General features: G+C 44.5%; 14 protein-coding genes. 9 read left to right on the top strand and 5 right to left on the bottom strand.

The genetic code is table 11. The features are described 5' to 3' along the window. The first annotated feature begins 21 nt into the window (after positions 1–21). A complete protein-coding gene (locus ACS8FA_RS20475) occupies positions 22–1,314 on the top strand; it encodes a beta-propeller domain-containing protein (protein ID WP_439267347.1) in 1,293 nt (430 codons plus the stop codon). A 488-nt stretch (positions 1,315–1,802) separates the two neighbouring features. Continuing rightward, positions 1,803–3,209 (top strand): nucleobase:cation symporter-2 family protein, encoded by a 1,407-nt coding sequence (locus ACS8FA_RS20470; RefSeq protein ID WP_439267349.1) that lies wholly within the window; start codon positions 1,803–1,805, stop codon positions 3,207–3,209. A 142-nt stretch (positions 3,210–3,351) separates the two neighbouring features. Here the strand turns inward: ACS8FA_RS20470 and ACS8FA_RS20465 are convergent, their stop codons facing one another. Beyond that, on the bottom strand, positions 3,352–4,017 hold the full coding sequence (locus tag ACS8FA_RS20465; protein WP_201579946.1) for a TetR family transcriptional regulator C-terminal domain-containing protein: 666 nt from the start codon (positions 4,015–4,017) through the stop codon (positions 3,352–3,354). A 523-nt stretch (positions 4,018–4,540) separates the two neighbouring features. Here ACS8FA_RS20465 and uraD point away from each other — a divergent pair. The 7 genes from uraD to ACS8FA_RS20430 all read left to right on the top strand — a co-directional run bounded on the left by uraD (position 4,541) and on the right by ACS8FA_RS20430 (position 10,614). After that, positions 4,541–5,074 (top strand): 2-oxo-4-hydroxy-4-carboxy-5-ureidoimidazoline decarboxylase, encoded by a 534-nt coding sequence (gene uraD, locus ACS8FA_RS20460; RefSeq protein ID WP_439267351.1) that lies wholly within the window; start codon positions 4,541–4,543, stop codon positions 5,072–5,074. Between the two features lie 65 nt (positions 5,075–5,139). After that, positions 5,140–5,508, top strand: a complete 369-nt coding sequence (gene uraH, locus ACS8FA_RS20455; protein ID WP_439267353.1) for a hydroxyisourate hydrolase — start codon at positions 5,140–5,142, stop codon at positions 5,506–5,508. Between the two features lie 111 nt (positions 5,509–5,619). Then, on the top strand, positions 5,620–6,987 hold the full coding sequence (locus tag ACS8FA_RS20450; protein WP_439267355.1) for a urate hydroxylase PuuD: 1,368 nt from the start codon (positions 5,620–5,622) through the stop codon (positions 6,985–6,987). A gap of 81 nt (positions 6,988–7,068) precedes the next feature. Next, positions 7,069–8,049 carry an allantoinase PuuE gene (gene puuE, locus ACS8FA_RS20445; protein ID WP_439267356.1) on the top strand — a complete coding sequence of 327 codons (981 nt, stop codon included), beginning with the start codon at positions 7,069–7,071 and terminating at the stop codon, positions 8,047–8,049. A gap of 120 nt (positions 8,050–8,169) precedes the next feature. Further along, positions 8,170–9,294 (top strand): allantoicase, encoded by a 1,125-nt coding sequence (gene alc, locus ACS8FA_RS20440; protein ID WP_439267358.1) that lies wholly within the window; start codon positions 8,170–8,172, stop codon positions 9,292–9,294. After that, positions 9,294–9,824: an ureidoglycolate lyase gene (locus ACS8FA_RS20435; RefSeq protein WP_439267360.1), complete on the top strand. Its 531-nt coding sequence runs from the start codon at positions 9,294–9,296 to the stop codon at positions 9,822–9,824. Before alc ends, ACS8FA_RS20435 begins: the two co-directional genes overlap by 1 nt. A 133-nt stretch (positions 9,825–9,957) precedes the next feature. Next, positions 9,958–10,614 (top strand): IS1595 family transposase, encoded by a 657-nt coding sequence (locus ACS8FA_RS20430; protein WP_045455674.1) that lies wholly within the window; start codon positions 9,958–9,960, stop codon positions 10,612–10,614. 25 nt (positions 10,615–10,639) lie between these two features. Here ACS8FA_RS20430 and guaD read toward each other — a convergent pair whose 3' ends face one another. The 4 genes from guaD to ACS8FA_RS20410 form a co-directional block, all read right to left on the bottom strand. Further along, the gene (gene guaD, locus ACS8FA_RS20425; protein ID WP_439267213.1) at positions 10,640–12,046 is read right to left on the bottom strand and encodes a guanine deaminase; all 1,407 of its coding nucleotides are present in this window, start codon (positions 12,044–12,046) and stop codon (positions 10,640–10,642) included. Between the two features lie 104 nt (positions 12,047–12,150). Then, a complete protein-coding gene (locus ACS8FA_RS20420) occupies positions 12,151–13,122 on the bottom strand; it encodes an XdhC family protein (protein ID WP_439267215.1) in 972 nt (323 codons plus the stop codon). Next, entirely contained in the window at positions 13,115–15,688 is a 2,574-nt protein-coding gene (xdhB, locus tag ACS8FA_RS20415; protein ID WP_439267216.1) for a xanthine dehydrogenase molybdopterin binding subunit, read from the bottom strand. Before xdhB ends, ACS8FA_RS20420 begins: the two co-directional genes overlap by 8 nt. Before the next feature lie 95 nt (positions 15,689–15,783). Next, a complete protein-coding gene (locus tag ACS8FA_RS20410) occupies positions 15,784–17,502 on the bottom strand; it encodes a xanthine dehydrogenase small subunit (protein WP_439267218.1) in 1,719 nt (572 codons plus the stop codon). Positions 17,503–17,616: the final 114 nt, after the last annotated feature.

The raw sequence follows: 17,616 nt of genomic DNA, 5'->3' as shown, positions 1-17,616 counted from the left end.
TTTTAGGAGCTCCACTTACTCATGCGTACCCACAAGAAACTACTAGTCTCATTACTCGCCAGCACTTCAGCATTGCTAATATCGCAAAGCGTGCTCGCTGCACCTGTTGTACTAGAATTGGACTATGAGATTCCTGTCCAACAAAACCAAGTCGCGTTTGTACTATTCGCAGGCGATTCTGTTTTGTCCCCTATTATTTTAAATGATTTGAATAATACAGAACTAAAAGTCACCAGCCAAAACCTACCGCAGCAGCCACGCAGCAGTAGCGAGCTGGCAGGCACACTGCCAGTATGGCAAAGTATGGGCATACCTTATTTGGTCGTCGGCAGCACTCGTACCAATCGCGGCAAAATCGTCACCGATTATGAGGTCATCGATGTCAAATCTGGTCGCGTGATAGAAGGCAAGCAAAGCCTAACCGCTGACAATAACAGAGAAAGCATGCGCTACGCCGGTCACGTCATCGCAGATAAAGTCTATGAGCTGATTACTGGCATTCCAGGGGATTTCTCAGGGCGTATTGCTTATATAGAAGAAACAGGCACTGGCAAACAAAAAGTCTCTCGTCTAAAAGTGATGGATGCTGATGGTGAAAACGCCAAAACCATCACTGAGGTAGCAGGGTCTATCTTCTCACCAGCATGGTCACCTGACGGCAATCGCATTGCCTACTCGGTACAACGTGAAAAATCATATCCCGTCATCTACATTCAAAACGTCAGTGGCGGCGGCGCCAGTGTGCTAACGCCTTTTTCTGGTAGTAACTTGAGTCCGTCATTCTCTCCTGATGGCAGCAAAATCCTATTTTCTAGTAGCTTTGAGGGTAGCGCCGATATCTATGAGATAAGCGCAAGCGGCGGTACGCCTAGACGCCTCACTAATTTGCCAAGCAGTGAGGTGCAGCCAAGCTACGCTCCTGATGGCAAGTCATTTGTATTTGTCAGTGACAAAACTGGATTCAATAAACCACAAGTCTATCGTTATGAATTTGGCTCGGGACGCACAACCAAAGTATCAAATGGTGGCTATGCGACTAGCCCGCAGTTTAGCAGCGACGGAACACAAATCGCCTTTTTAAGTGGACGCTCAGCCGCGATTATGAATAGCAATGGTGCGGTGACGACCAACCTTGGTAATACGGGTATCGATGAAGCCCCAAGCTTCTCACCCAATGGCAAGCGCGTGGTCTATGCGTCAACCCAAGGCGGCAAAGGTGTACTAACGATTAAATCATTGAATGGTGGCGAAGCGTTCGGTAAATCAGGACAAGGCATCATCCGCTCACCCGTATGGTCATCAAGTCCAAAGTAATTTAGGCAGCTTAGGCAACTGAAACACAACGTTAGAATTTACTCATACAAAAAGCCTCAATCATATTCATTATGATTAAGGCTTTTTTGTGTCATAAGCTGCTAGAAGAAAAGTGATAAAGCCTACTGTTAGTAAAACCTGCCTGCCGTCTTATGCACTCTTCTTAGGCACCCTTCATTCGAACTCATTTTTATTTTTTATTAGTAACAAACCCGTAAACCTGGTAGTACCAAAAAAAACATTGCATTAACTTTCATTTTACCTATATCCTAAATAGGTCTGACTAATTGGTCAGGTTATTTAGATATTGGCCAACAAATATAAACTATTGCTGTTGTCTATTTTAAGGTCGGGAACTTACCCCTATTATTTGAATCGATAAAAAACAGGTCAAGGATTGGGTTTTAATTTTTATCTAATGATTTGTTACGTTGTCTGATATATACAGTTAATTGGGTGCTAAGCAGTTATTCTAGGAGGAAACCACCATGAGTGAAAACGTTCCAGCAAATACTGATTTATTATATAGACTGCACGACCGCCCCAACCCTATCAAAGCATTCTTAGGTGCCATACAGCACGTACTTGCTGCTTTCGTTGGTATTATTACCCCTTCATTAATCATCGGTGGCACTTTAGGTCTAGGGGAACATATTCCTTATCTTCTTAGCATGTCGTTGATCGTATCTGGGGTAGCGACTTTTATTCAAACTCGAAAAATCGGTTCCATCGGCTCTGGCCTTATGGCACTGCAAGGCACCAGTTTTGGTTTTTTGGCGGCAGTATTGACAGCAGGATTTGTAGTAAAAAACCGCGGTGGTAGTCCTGAAGAGATTTTATCCGTTATCTTTGGTGTGTCGTTTCTCGGTGCATTTGTTGAGATATTTTTGAGTCAATTTATCACCAAACTCAAATCATTTATGAGCCCTATTGTTACTGGCTGTGTGATTGTCACGATTGGTTTGTCCCTAACAAAGGTAGGTCTCACTGATTTGGCAGGTGGGTTTGGTGCTGAGGATTTCGGTAGTATTCCAAACCTACTCTTAGGTGGTGGCGTACTCGTCAGTGTGGTGCTCATTAGCATTATTAACAATAAGGTTATTCGCTCAAGTGCTATCTTTATCGGTCTGATGCTCGGCCTTATCGCGGCCGTATTTATGGGGCGCATTGATTTTTCATTGGTGTCTGAAGCGGATTTTTTCACCGTTCCCATTCCCTTCAAATATGGTTTTGGTTTTGATTGGCAGGCATTTATTCCCATTGCCTTTATGTACATCATTACCAGTATTGAGACCTCGGGTGATTTGACCGCTACCTCAATGATATCAGGTGAACCGATCAAAGGCCCTCTCTATGAGAAACGCATCAAAGGCGGTGTACTAGGAGATGGTGTTAACTCTCTGATTGCGGCGATATTCAATACCTTCCCTGTGACAACCTTTAGCCAAAACAACGGTGTAATCCAGATGACGGGTATTGCCAGTCGCTATGTGGGTTTCTATGTGGGCGGCATTCTATGCCTGATGGGGCTATTCCCCGTCCTTGGTGCTATTTTTACCCAATTACCGAAGCCTGTTGTTGGCGGCGTCACGCTACTGATGTTTGCGACGGTAGCGACTGCTGGTATTCGTATCTTATCTACCGTGCAATTCACGCATCGTAATGTCTTAATCATTGCCACCTCACTGGGTCTGGCAACGGGTATCGCCTTTGTCCCTGATGTACTGTCACAAACGCCCCAGTTCTTTCAGAATATCTTTGGCTCAGCGGTAACGATGGCAGGGATTGTGGCCATCACCCTTGATATGATTTTACCTCAAAACTATGGCATCGAGTTTGATACCAAAGCACAGCATGCAAAAGACAAATTAGAACCAACGCAAGAAGTCGCTTAATGCTAAACACAAGCTAGGGCTGAACATATCGAAGTGTTTCGCCGTAAACGAGGTGCACAGAAAAATAGAAATAATCTGTGCACTTCGCTGATTAAGCACCTGACTTATTAAATAGGCACCCTGTCAAATAGGTACCTTGTCATTATTCAAGGCCACAGCCTTTTAAAATAAAGGGCACCAGAAAGTCTGCCGCACGCGCTTCATCTGCTGCGTCATATGATGTCTTATCCATCAATCCAACGATTTCAATCTCAAATTCAGCATAACGTTGGGTAGTCGCCCAAATCAAAATCAGTAGTTGGAGAGGATCAGTAATCCCAATTTTGCCTTGCTTGTGCCACTCTTTCATTACCTGTGCTTTATCGTGTACCCACTCCTTCATCGTAGTGGACATAAATTCATGCAGATGCGGTGCGCCGCCGATGACTTCAATCGCAAACAGTTTATGGCGACTTGGATTGACAAAGGCTTGATGTAGCTTGGTACGGACGAATTTTTCGATGACCGTTTTTGGGTCGCTATCTACCGTCATGGTTACCAAGCCTTCATTCCATTCTTGAATGATCGAGCGTAGCACTGCCATGTAGAGGTTTTTTTTGTTTTTAAAGTAGTAGTGAACATTGGCTTTAGGTAAGCCTGCTCTATCGGCAATGCCCTGCATCGTAGCGCCACGATAGCTTTGGAGCACAAACTCTTCTTCAGCTGCCGCTAAGATAAGCGCTTGATTCTGTGCGCGAATGGCTTGTTGGCTACGGTGCGAGGGCGTATCAGTCACTGAGGTTTCTTCCTTTTGATTGTTTTGAGTCATAGCAGTGGTATCTCACTCTAAGAGACAGGTTCGACAAAATAGTCGCTATATTTTGCTGTGTATTCTTATGTAAATACATAGATTTGAGCAGCATAACCTGTTAAATAAAAATATTTCGCATAAAACAGTTGACCAATTAGTCAGGTTTTAGCAAAATGGGAACTGTAAATCAATTACGCCGTCATTAATCACTTCTTGCCAGACGTTTTGGACGGTCAAAATATCAGTGTTTCCTTAGCAAATCTGTTTCATATTGTCAGTTCACTATAACTTGAAATTATGCAAAGCGTATATAAGCGCTAAAGGTCTGACTACGAACACATAGATTACTGGCTTTTGTTTTCAAGCCAATTAATAGCTGCTAGCTTAATCAAATCATCTATGAAGCTGAAGCAACCGCTACTTATCAAAATTACTGCTTGTACCTATAAGTTTATGCAAATAATCATAAGGTATAAACCTCTATCAAACATTTATCGCCCAATACAGATAACGGGCTACCCTATTAGAAAAGGATGTCATCGTGAGCTTAACCTTAGCGCAATTCAACGACCTATCACAAGAAGTCGCCATCGCTCAGCTATTGACTTGCTGCACCAGTAAAAGCTGGGCCTATAAACTTGCAGTCGCCCGCCCTTTTGCAGACTTTGATGTACTGTTAGCAAGTAGCGACGCTATCTGGGACAAAGTACAAAACGATGAGGCTAGCCTATTAGAAGCGTTTGATGGGCATCCGCAAATCGGTAACGTGGCATCTCTAAAAGAAAAATACCGCAACACACAAAGTAGCGCTGCACACGAACAATCAGGCGCTAACGATGCAGCAGATGAGGTGCTCAAAGCACTTGCCAAAGGCAATCGAGACTATCTCGATAAATTTGGTTTTATTTTTATTGTCTTTGCGACGGGTAAAAGCGCGCAGCAAATGCTGGATCTGTTATTAGCGCGCCTGCCTAATGATCGTGCTACTGAACTGGCAAATGCAGCCGCTGAACAAAACAAAATTACGCGTTTACGTTTAACTAAATTGCTAGGTAATGCTGAGACAAGCAAATAGTAGTTGCAGAGTTAGACTAGCATTTTCACCCTATTTATATTTTTCACTAATTTAAAGGAAGCACTATGTCTGCCACCCTATCATCACATATCTTAGACACTCATCTTGGCAAACCTGCCGCTGATGTCGCCGTTACCTTACACCGCATACAAGACAACGGTGCCGCCACATTACTAGCGCATGGTACAACCAATAGTGATGGCCGTGTCACACCAGACGCTTGGCAGTTTGATACAGCCATCGATAGTACTGACCGTCAGCTAGATACCGGACGCTATACCGTAACGTTCGATACTCAGTCTTATTTTGATGCTCAGCAGCTAACAGCATTTTACCCGCAAGTGGTTATCGACTTTGTGGTAAACGATGCCAGTCATTATCACGTGCCACTTCTGCTTAGTGCGCACGGTTATAGTACCTATCGCGGATCATAGCTTTGGTGCTGTTTAGCTCTCTGATTTATTTTTAGTTTTCAAGAAATACTATCAAAAAAAATTACCAAGACATTTTATTAAGACACTGTCACATTAAAGGACATCTATTACATGGGCGCCTATCTTCTCGAATGGTTGAGTTTATTTTTCCGCTGGTTTCATGTTATCGCTGGGGTAGCATGGATTGGTGCATCGTTTTATTTTGTGTGGCTAGATTTAAGCCTACGCAAACCGCCACAGTGGAAAACAGACAAAGGCATTTCGGGTGATCTTTGGGCCATCCATGGCGGCGGGTTTTATGAGATTGCCAAATACAAACTCGAACCCGAAGAGATGCCAAAGACGCTACATTGGTTTAAGTGGGAAGCTTATACCACTTGGCTGACGGGTGCGGCGATGATGTCTATCGTCTATTATGCCAATGCAACTGCCTACCTAATTGACCCAAGCAAAGTGCCCTTTACTAGTATCGGTGCCATTGCCACCAGCTTGCTTTTCTTGTTTGGTAGTTACTTCATTTATGAAGTTATCGTGCGCAGTCATTTGGGTAAAAACGCCTTTATCTTTAGTACGCTGATTTTTATCTTGCTGGTCATCGCGAGCTGGGGTTCTTACCAGCTGTTCAGTGATCGCGCCTCATTTATACATATCGGTGCTATCTTGGGCACGGTGATGGTAGGTAACGTATTCTTCGGTATTATGCCGGCTCAGCGTGCGCTCGTTGACTGTGTACGGCGCGGCGAAAAACCGGGTAAAGAAGTGGCTGAATTGGCATTACAAGCCAAAAATCGCTCACTGATGAATAACTATTTTACCCTACCGCTGATTTTTACCATGATCAGCAACCATTACCCAATGATGTATGCTCATGAGAAAGGTTGGTTGGTATTGGTCTTCGTCGGTATCATTACCGCGACTGCCCGTCATTACTTTAACCAAAAGCATTTAGGTCATAAAAAACCACGCTACTTGGTTATTCCAGCCGTATTGACCGTATTGTTGATTATCTGGATGCGACCTGAACCAATTGAGCCAGTGCCTGCAATGCCTGCTACTGCCTCCGTAGCACCTACAACGACTGATAGCACGCCGCCAGTTACGAGCGCGACTACTGACTCAAGCACTGATACTGTTGCTAACGCTAATAACAGTTCTAATAGTAATGCTACTAACAGTGCTAATAACCGTATTAGTACTAATGCAGCTACTGCTGAAGCCGTACCCGTGAGCGCATCAGCAGATGACGCCATGATGGATGTCGTGCATACGCGCTGTAGCACCTGTCATGCGGTACAACCGACGCAACAAGGCTTCGCCGCGCCGCCAGCAGGTATTATTTTGCAGACACCAGAAGACTTAAAAATTTATAAAGCGAAAATCGTCACTGCGGTACAGACTGGCTATATGCCGCTTGGTAATATTACTCAGTTGACGGATGCTGAGCGCCAACAGCTTGTGGTATATGCGTCATCACTTTAATTTGTGATAAAAAATAACTGTCCTTCACAAGCAATATTTTAGTAAATATCTAAGGCTCTAAGCGATATAGGAATATAGATAATGAGCAAAAAAATTACCAGTGACTTTGATCTGAGCACGTATCCCCGCGACCTAAAAGGCTATGCTGGCAATCCACCAAAAGCGAACTGGCCAGGCGGCGCAAAAATCGCCGTACAATTTGTATTAAACATCGAAGAAGGTGCAGAAAATAGCGTCATCCATGGCGATGGTCAATCAGAGCGTTTTTTGTCTGATATTTTAGGCACACCAGAATTTAACAACCGTCACCAGTCTATTGAATCTGCATTCGAATACGGTAGCCGTGTCGGCGTATGGCGTGTGCTAGATGTCTTTAAAGATTATGGTATTCCTATCACCACGTTTACCTGTGCCGCCGCTGCTGAAAAGACCCCTCATATTATCGAGCGTGTATTAGAAGACGGTCATGAGATTGCCAGTCATGGCCTACGTTGGATTACTTATCAGGATATGTACCGTGAGACGGAGCGTGAACACATTCGCTGCGCCACCCAGATATTTAAACGTATGCTAGGCGGACAACCTCTCGGCTGGTATACAGGACGCGATAGTCCAAATACTCGTGAACTGGTCGCCGAGCAAGGCGGCTATACCTATGACTCTGACTCGTACGGTGATGAGTTACCGTATTGGCTCAATGTAAAGGTCCAAGATGGCAATCTGATCACGCGTAAACCACATTTGGTCATCCCTTATAGCCTCGAGACCAATGACATGCGTTTTTCTTCTAGCCCAGGATTCACTCATGCCGAACCATTTTATCAATATCTAAAAGACAGCTTTGACACCTTATACGAAGAAGGCGCACATACCCCTAAAATGCTGACCATTGGCTTGCATTGCCGCATTATTGGGCGTGCAGGACGCATCAAAGCACTAAAGCAGTTTTTGCAATATATCACCAATAAGCCCGACGTATGGATATGCCGCCGTGATGATATCGCTAAACACTGGTACGAAAACCATCCTGCTACGTCAGACAACACTGCTAACTGGATGTAAGCTTAGGCTATCGTCATAGCACTCGTTCTGCTTAGCTAAGCGCGTACGAATTGGCATAGATTAATATATAAAATAAGCCATACGTTATTAATAAACACCATTATTAAAAAAGGAATCATTGTGAGTCAAAACACTTCAGAAGTTGGACAAATTATCTCCGCAAACAATCTACCTGATACTCTGCCAGCATTCACCAAAAAATCAAACGTAGCCGACAGTCGCTTGGGTGCAAAATCCCTATTCGCTACCGATGATTTCTTTGCAGATAAAAGCCGTATTCTAAACCCTGATGCGCCTATTTTTGTTGTGGGTAAATTCGATAATAATGGTAAATGGATGGACGGCTGGGAAACACGTCGTAAGCGTCATTTGGGTTACGATTACTTGGTTATCCAACTGGCCCGCCCAACCAAAATAGCCGGTCTCGATATTGATACCAGTCATTTTACGGGTAACTTTCCATCTTCTGCCAGTGTCGATGCATTATACGCGCCCGAGCTGCTGCAGCAAGATGAAGCTGAGCTTGCTGGTCTAAACAAAGAAGACTGGGATGGTAAAAAATGGCAGGCGCTAGTGGGTATGACTCCACTACAAGGTCACAATCATGAGCTTATCGAGATTGATCATGGACAAACGGTAACCCATATTCGTTTGAATATTTATCCAGATGGTGGCGTTGCCCGACTACGGGTTTATGGTGATATTCAACTTGACGCTAGTCTGAACAAACAGAGCGAAATGCTCGATTTGGCAGGTGCGCTAAATGGTGGTCGTGCTATTGCCAGTAACGACGCGCATTTTGGTGCTGCTAGTAATTTACTATTGCCGACTAAAGCGCCTAATATGGGAGATGGCTGGGAGACTCGTCGTCGCCGTGAACCAGGTAACGATTGGAGTATCATTGCGCTAGGCCAAGCAGGTATCGTTGATTCTATCGAGATAGATACTGCTCATTTTAAAGGCAATTATCCTGATAAAGTCTCGATTCAAGCCGTCTACTCACCAAATACACCAGAGCAAACCTTAGTGACTCAAAGCATGTTTTGGGATACCTTGCTTGAACCACAAAAAACCAGTGCTGACGACGTTCATCACTTTGGCAAAGACAAGCTTCAACTTGATACACCCATTACTCATATTCGGGTCAACATCTTCCCAGATGGTGGCATTAGCCGTGTTCGCGTGTATGGCAAAATTGCTGAGGTTGATACTGGTGCTGGTACTAACAGTAAAGAGGCTAAATAATGAGTGTCACTCTAACTGCTAAGCCTTTGACTAAGGCAAATTTTGCACCTTACGGCTCGGTCATTGAGCGCTATAGTATTGATGAACAAACCGCTGACAATACTTATGAGATCAATAATGGCTATGCGGTTCGCCATCATGCACTCGCCGAAAGCAAGCTTGATGGCGGCACAGTTGGTATGAGTATCTTTCGGGCCAAGAAACGTGAGAATCCGATTGCACTCTCAGTCATGGAATACCATCCGCTTGGAACACAGGCGTTTGTATCTATGGAAGGCCAAGACTACATTGTCGTCGTGGCCAAAGCTAGTGTACCGCCGCAGTCTGCTGACGATCTGGCCGTATTTTATGCAAAATCTCACCAAGGTGTACAGTACGATGCCAATGTCTGGCATCACCCTCTACTCGCGCTTGGGCGTGACAGTGACTTTTTAGTTATTGACCGTATCAATGGCGAGGGTAATAATTGTCATGAGGTTGATATCACGGATTGGCATGTGTCTATTGAGTTAAAAGATGAATGCAACTAAGCTGTCATTAAGCACAAATCAATCTGATAAAAGCCCTGTTTATGTTTAACATAAACAGGGCTTTTTCGTTATTCATATTTTTCGCTAATTTATTAGGGGCTGTAGTAGATAAGCACTATGCTAGACTACTTTTATGAAGATAACCCGTTGTAAACTAAGTAAAAAAGCACAGCGAAGGCTGTTAGAGTTTTTTACGGCTGAAGTGACTGCTAGAACAGCCGCAGATTTGCTTGATATTCAGCCTAATACTGCTGCACTTTTTTATCATAAAATAAGACTTGTGATAGATTACCATCTCTCATTAGAAGCTGATGAGCTTTTTGATGGTGAGGTCGAATTAGATGAAAGTTACTTTGGCGGTGTACGCAAAGGCAAAAGAGGTCGCGGGGCTGCTGGTAAAACCGCTGTATTTGGTATTCTAAAACGAAACGGTAAGGTTTATACCATTGTCGTAGCAGACACCAAACAGACTACCCTAATGCCTGTTATTAAGCGTAAAATCAAGCCTGACAGCTTTGTTTATACGGATAGCTATCGAAGTTACAATGCACTGGATGTGAGCGAGTTTAAACATTTCAGAGTCAATCACTCTATAGAGTTCATTTGCGGTAAGAACAATCACATCAATGGCATTGAGAACTTCTGGAATCAGTCCAAACGAACACTCAGAAAGTATAATGGGATTAATAAGAAGAACTTCCATTTGTTTTTAAAAGAGTGCGAGTTTAGATTCAACTATGGCTCACCATCTAATCAGCTGAAAACCTTGAGAAAATGGTGTGATATTTAATCCTTATCTACTACAGCCCCATTTATTAAGCAGTAGATTTACGATAGCGACTCACGCCTGCGACGACTGTCTGATCAATTACTCTATCATCGCCTAGCATCATTAGTACAAACAACTGCTCTTCCAGTGTTTTGGTCTGCGCCATACGTCGCTCAAGCAATTCCGTTGCACCCATATCGATGATCACAAAATCCGCTTCTTTATTTGGCATAAAGTTACCGATTTTATTGTCCAATAATAGCGACTGGGCATTACCCAACGTAATTTGATATAGCCCTTGATGAGCGGATAGCTGATTGCTTTGTAGTTGTTGGATCTTATACGCTTCTGACAAAGTCGTCAGCATCGACAGACTCGTCCCTGCTCCAACGTCAGTGGCGATACTGACACCGGTATAACTTAACGTCTTGGGTAAATCGAATAGTCCACTACCCAAAAACAGATTGGACGTCGGACAGTGTGATATTTGTGTGCCAGTTGCGCGCAGACGCTCATACTCAGATATTTCAAGGTGAATACCATGTGCCAAAGTCGTACGTCGACCCAGTAATCCCATCGTATCATAGACGTCTAGATAGCCTTTATGATTGGGATACAGCTGTTTCACAAAAGCTATCTCATCATGATTTTCTGCAAGATGCGTCTGCAGATAAACACTATCGTAACTGGCATACAGCTCACCTGCCATTTGTAGTTGCTTGGGTGTCGAAGTAATAGCAAAGCGCGGGGTAATCGCCACATGCTGACGTCCGCGCTCATGCCAGTTATCAATGATATTTTGGGTATCTCGAATGCCCTGCTCAGCAGGCACACACAAATTATCAGGCGCATTTTGATCCATCAAGACATTACCTGTGATCATACGAGTATTGAGCTTGTGACTTTCCGTAAAAAATGCGTTCACTGATTCAGGGTGGCTGGTAGAAAATACCATTGCGCTCGTTGTACCATTAGCAAGCAATTGGTTTAAGAAGAACTGCGCCGTATCATGTGCTACTTTTGGATTGCCAAAATTGGCCTCAGTGACGAAAGTATAATTGTTAAGCCAGTCAAGTAATTGCTCACCATAAGCAGCAATCATATCTATTTGCGGATAATGCACATGGGTATCAATAAAGCCTGGCATGATAAGTTTGTCGCGATAATCATGTACTTTGACTACTAACTGTCCTGCTTGCTCAGTGGTATTAACATATTTCGTTAATATTGTCTCGTTATGCCCATACTCTACAATGCACCCTGTCACACCATCTACGACAAGCGCACCATCAGTGATATATTCAGGATAAACCTGTACACCTTCAATCACTGGTAGCAACGTAATGTCTCGTTCCACAGCTAATGTCTGTGAATAATCAGAGGTTGTACGCTCAGTACGATCGCTTTCGGTCAAATAGTGTAGCAGTCGAGCTTGATAGATATGTATGGTCATTCGTAGATCTCACAATGGCTTAGTAGTCCTGAGCGTTTTGATAAATAGTACTGAGCGCTTTAATAATTTGATAAAAAGTATAAAGGTTATATGAAGTGAGCCGTTCAAGGAGTAGCCTGATGATACTTCTGTAGGAGCTGTGCCACGATAGAAATCGCCACCGCCATCGGCTCTTTTCCGCCAATTTGCAATCCAATTGGCATGACCAACTGATTGACCAGTTGCTCACTGTAGCCACGCTGCATCAAACGATCTCTAAAACGCTTGGCTTTGGTTGCCGAGGCAATGCAGCCTATGTAAGGTGCTGAAATATCTGAGCTTTTATCATGAGGTGAGCTAGTGTCAGAAATAGTATCTAATGCCGCCCGCACTAACTCAAAATCAACACTATGGTCATGAGTCATAACCAGAATAAAACGCTGACCACCCTGCTCGATAAATGGGCGCACAAAATCTACAGGCTCATCATCGATATGCGGACGGATATGCGCTGGTAAGTTATAAATTTTGGATTGATTAGTAGTAGATTCATCAACTAAGTAACGCTTAAACATCTCTGGGCGACTGTCCACCCAATCTACCTGACAAGGTAGCTCAGCGAGGATGGTCATTAGCGCTGATGCTACATGCCCTGCACCAAACACTAGTACTGACATCGGCGGCGTTACATTGAAGCATTCGAACATAACGGTGACGCTACCACCGCAACACTGTGCTAACTTTGCACCTAGCGGATAGTGCTTAGTATAGACAGCATCACGACGTACCGCTTTATCAGGTGTCGACGCGCTTTCACTGTCAGTTTCAGCAACTTTTGGTTTTACTTCTTTTGATACCGTTGCCGCTATTTCACCATTTAATAGCTGCCGTGCTGTATTGACAACGTCGTGTTCTAGACCGCCGCCGCCCAGCGTATCCACGATACTATCTTGCGTAACAATCATCTTTGCCTGTAGCGCTCGAGGAGCAGATCCGTTCACAGCTACGACCGTCGCTAACACATGAGCGATGCCGCGCTGCTGATATTGCGCTAGACCTTCATACCAGACGACTGGCGGTGCTAACGACTCATTCACTGTGCGCAGGACCTCTTGCCCCTGCTACATTTGGATGCTCTATCGCTTTAGGCTGGTCATCGGTTTGTTTGCCTTCGACTTCTTTTGGATCGATGTCTTTGGAATGACGTACGTCTTGCGGCATTGCTTTTTCATTGTAAAGGTCACTGTTCTCTTCTGCGCCTTTGACCAAACTATCAATCGTATCTGTATCTGCTTTAGTTGTTAAATCCCACGACGTGCCTTGCATGCGCATAACAGCTTTTAATACCGCTTCTGGTGTCGCAGGCATGGTCAGCTCTGGATTCTTTTTGTAATCACCAAGGCTCGCGACCGCATTATTAAGGGCACACCAAACACTGGCTGCCAACATAAACGGCGGCTCACCAACGGCTTTAGAGTTATAAATCGTTTGTTCTTCGTTTTTGCGATCGTACAATTTGACATTCCACTGCTTAGGCAAGTCATGCGCGGTTGGGATTTTATAATTAGCAGGACTATCAGATGCGAGCTTACCTTTATCATTCCAGATCAGCTCTTCTGCCGTGAGCCAACCCATACCTTGCACAAACCCCCCTTCAATCTGACCAATGTCAATGGCAGGGTTGATCGATTGTCCTGCATCATGCAGCACATCACAGCGTAGTACTTTGTACTCACCTGTCAACGTATCAATCTCAACCTCAGCGCAGGCAGCGCCTAAGGCAAAGTAGAAGAACGGACGTCCCCATGCTTTAGAGCGATCATAAAATATCTTAGGCGTTTTATAGTAGCCAGTAGACGACAAGCTGATACGGTTCTGGTACGACAGTTGAATCATCTCAGCAAAAGTCAGCGTTTCTTTATCACCGATATAGACATGATTCTTTTCAAAACGTATGTCTTCTTGCGCTACGTCGAAATGCTCAGCGGCAAATTCGAGTATGCGCGTTTTGATACTTAGACAAGCGTTCTGTGCTGCCTTACCATTGATATCTGTCCCTGATGACGCGGCAGTTGGTGAGGTATTAGGCACTTTGTCGGTACGTGTCGCTGATACTTTGACCGTGTCCAAATCAACATCAAATTCATTGGCAATAATCTGGGCAATTTTAATATATAAACCCTGCCCCATCTCCGTACCACCATGATTGAGGTGGATACTGCCATCAGTATAAATATGTACCAATGCACCTGCCTGATTTAGTGTTTGCACCGTAAATGAAATACCGAATTTTACTGGCGTTAAAGCAAGACCCAAACGTTTATCACTGCCTTCAGCGGCAGCTTTTTGATTGGCTTCTAGGATTTGCTGACGACGATTGTCATAATCACAATCGTCTGCCAGTTTGGTCATAATGGTCGCCAAATCGAAATGCTCAATGGTTTGACCGTAATGGGTACTTTGACCATCTTGATATAAGTTTGCTAGGCGCACTTGTAGCGGATCTTGCCCTAATGTATAGGCAATATGGTCCATCATATACTCAGCAGTCATCAGACCTTGTGGACCACCGAACCCTCGATAGGCAGTATTGGATACGGTATGCGTCTTGCAACGATGCCCTGCTACATGAGCAGCTGGATAATAATAAGCATTATCACAATGGAACATCGCTCTATCAACAATGGCATCAGACAAATCTGGCGCATAACCACACAGGCCAGCCAGTTGCATATCGACGCCTAATATACGACCAGACTCGTCTAAACCAACCTCATAACGGTTGGCAAACTCATGACGCTTACCTGTCACCACCATGTCATCTTGACGATCTAGACGCATACTGACAGGCACATTATGGCGTTTGGCGACGATACCGCACAGACAAGCCCAAGCAGCGGCTTGCGTTTCTTTACCCCCAAAGCCCCCACCCATACGGCGCACGACTGTGTTTACCGCATGAAATGGTAAATCCGTCACTTCGGCGACCAGCTGTTGTACTTCGCTTGGATGCTGCGATGACGTGTACACCTCTAACCCGCCATCATCACAAGGCACCACATAAGACACTTGGCCTTCGAGATAAAAGTGCTCTTGCCCGCGCATATGAATATGACCTTCAATGCGAATCGGTGCGTTCTCAAGCGCAGTCGCTGCGTCACCACGCTTCATAAAATGACTCGGACGCACAAACAACTCTTGCTCTAACGCTTTATCTATACTAAGTACTGCTGGCAATGGCTCATATTCTACCACTGCCTTGGTCGCCGCTTTTTTGGCAGCGCGATGACTACTCGCTACTACTACAAATAGCGTTTGACCCACATACTCTGTGATGTCATCCACCATCAGTGGCTCACCGTCGAACACCGCACCGATATCCGTCTGCGCAGGCAAATCTTTGAAGCTTAAAACATCTACTACCCCATCAGCATCTCTGACAGCACTCAAATCCATACTCAGTACACGTGCATGAGCGTGGCTGCTTTTACCTACTGCCAGATGTAGCGTGCCTTGCGGCTTTGCAATATCATCCACATAAGTCGCCGTTCCCATGACATGGCTAATCGCACTATCATGCTTAGCCGAGGTGCCAATTTTATTTTTTGGCGGACGCACGCGGCGGATACTATAACTGTCAAATAAGGACGAATGATGGCTCATGGCGGATCTCTTTTATTAGGACGCTTTTATGAATGCTCTTTTATTCTTGGCAAATATAACGATTAGGCAGTATTAGCAAACAACAACTCTGCTAGTTAAGCAATCTCGGTCTCTCTACTTGCTACCAATTGCTTACCGCACTTCACCAGTAGGCGCTGTACCACATGTGAGCGATATTCACGGCTGGCTCTGACATCGGTCATAGGCGTAACGTCTGCAGACAAGACTTGTGCTGCTTGCTCAAAACTCGCAACTTCTGCCGCTTGCCCAATGAGCGCTTGCTGACACTTGGTGGCTAATAATGGTATGGCAGCCATTCCGCCAAGTCCAAGCTTTGCATTCTCTATCGTCATGCCGTCTGCTGATATATCAATTCGCGCCGCTAGTAAACAAGCAGAAATATCATCCTCATAACGTTTGCTAATTTTATGAATAAATAAGTGCTGATTGTCATGCATCAGAGGAATATGGATAGCGACTACGTAACTGCCTGCTTGCAGTTTGGTCTTTTTATAATCTAAGAAAAATTCTGATAACGGTATGATTTCATCCGTATAAATCGAATCGCTATTATCTAAATTTTCACCTGATTCTTTACGATTAGGCGCGCAATAACGCAGCTGAATTGACGCATCTAACGCTAATAAAATCGGTGGTAAATCACCAATTGGAGAAGCGTTGGCTATATTGCCGCCGATGGTGCCCATATTACGGATTTGCGGAGAGGCAATACGCTCAAATACTTGCGCAAAGCTTGGAAAATACTGCTCAAGCACAGGCAACATCTGCTGATAGCTCATGCCAGCGCCCAGTACTAGTGTTTGACTAGAACTTTGCTCGTTATCCGATTCTTCATTGCTTGAGTCAGACTTTGCGTCAAATAATGACCATGATTTTAGTGCCTCAACAGCTGAAAGCTGGATAATGACCTCGTGATCGACTAAGTGCTGAGTTACGCTCAATCCCAAGTCCGTACCGCCTGCCCAAATCGTAGCCTGCGGATAGGCCGCTAATACTTGATTAAGTTCATCTAGTGACTTGGGCATATATAACTGTCGCCCAGCATCACTGATTACAGGTGCAATCGCTTGCGACTCTTCATTCTTTAATTCGACGTTATCTGGCACGTTTCCAGATACTGCTGATTCTTTTGTACTACGCATCGCGTCTGTGGCTAGACTGATAGTCAAGTCTTTCACCGCTGAATGCTCCGCCTCTCTCTGCTGACCGATATCGCTCATCAATAGGCCTGCCTCGATAATCGGTCGATAGCCTGTACAGCGACATAGGTTGCCAGATATTGAAGCAACCACTTCATCGTAACTTAATTGCTTGGTATCCTTCTGACTTGCTGCTTCTTGACTTGTCTGCATACGATTGTTTTCGTAAACACAAGCCAGCGACATCACAAACCCAGGCGTGCAAAAACCGCACTGTGATCCGTGACATTCAACCATCGCTTGCTGCGCTGGATGCAGCAAAGCACGTTCTGGATGATGTTCTGGATTATCTGCTAAATAAGAAGCCGTCATCAGATGATGACCATTCATAAGCGACACTAGCGTAATGCAGGAGTTGACTGTATAGAACGGTGGCGTAGCATTTTTTTCGTCGCCATTTTCATCATTAAGCGTTGGTTGACTAGCGTTAGCCAGGCGCTGAACCATCACAGTACAGGCTCCGCAATCACCACTACCACAGCCTTCCTTCGTATCCGTTTGGCCTTCATGCAATCGTAGATACTCAAGCACCGTCGTATTAGGGTTAAGCTGGGTTAGCTCATGGCGTTTCCCATTTAAGTAAAAACTAATCATAGCAAGACTCGGCTAAAATAAAATAATGAAGATAAGCATAAGGCTTAAGGAATTTGACGGCTTAAATGCTGAACGTAAGCACTTGGTTTACATCATGCTGCAACCTTTTAAGTA

Origin of the sequence: Psychrobacter sp. 1Y1 (assembly GCF_051847395.2) — a bacterium.
Classification (GTDB): Bacteria; Pseudomonadota; Gammaproteobacteria; order Pseudomonadales; family Moraxellaceae; genus Psychrobacter.
Note: the sequence above shows the minus strand (reverse complement) of the source record. Positions and strands in the feature narration are given on the sequence as shown.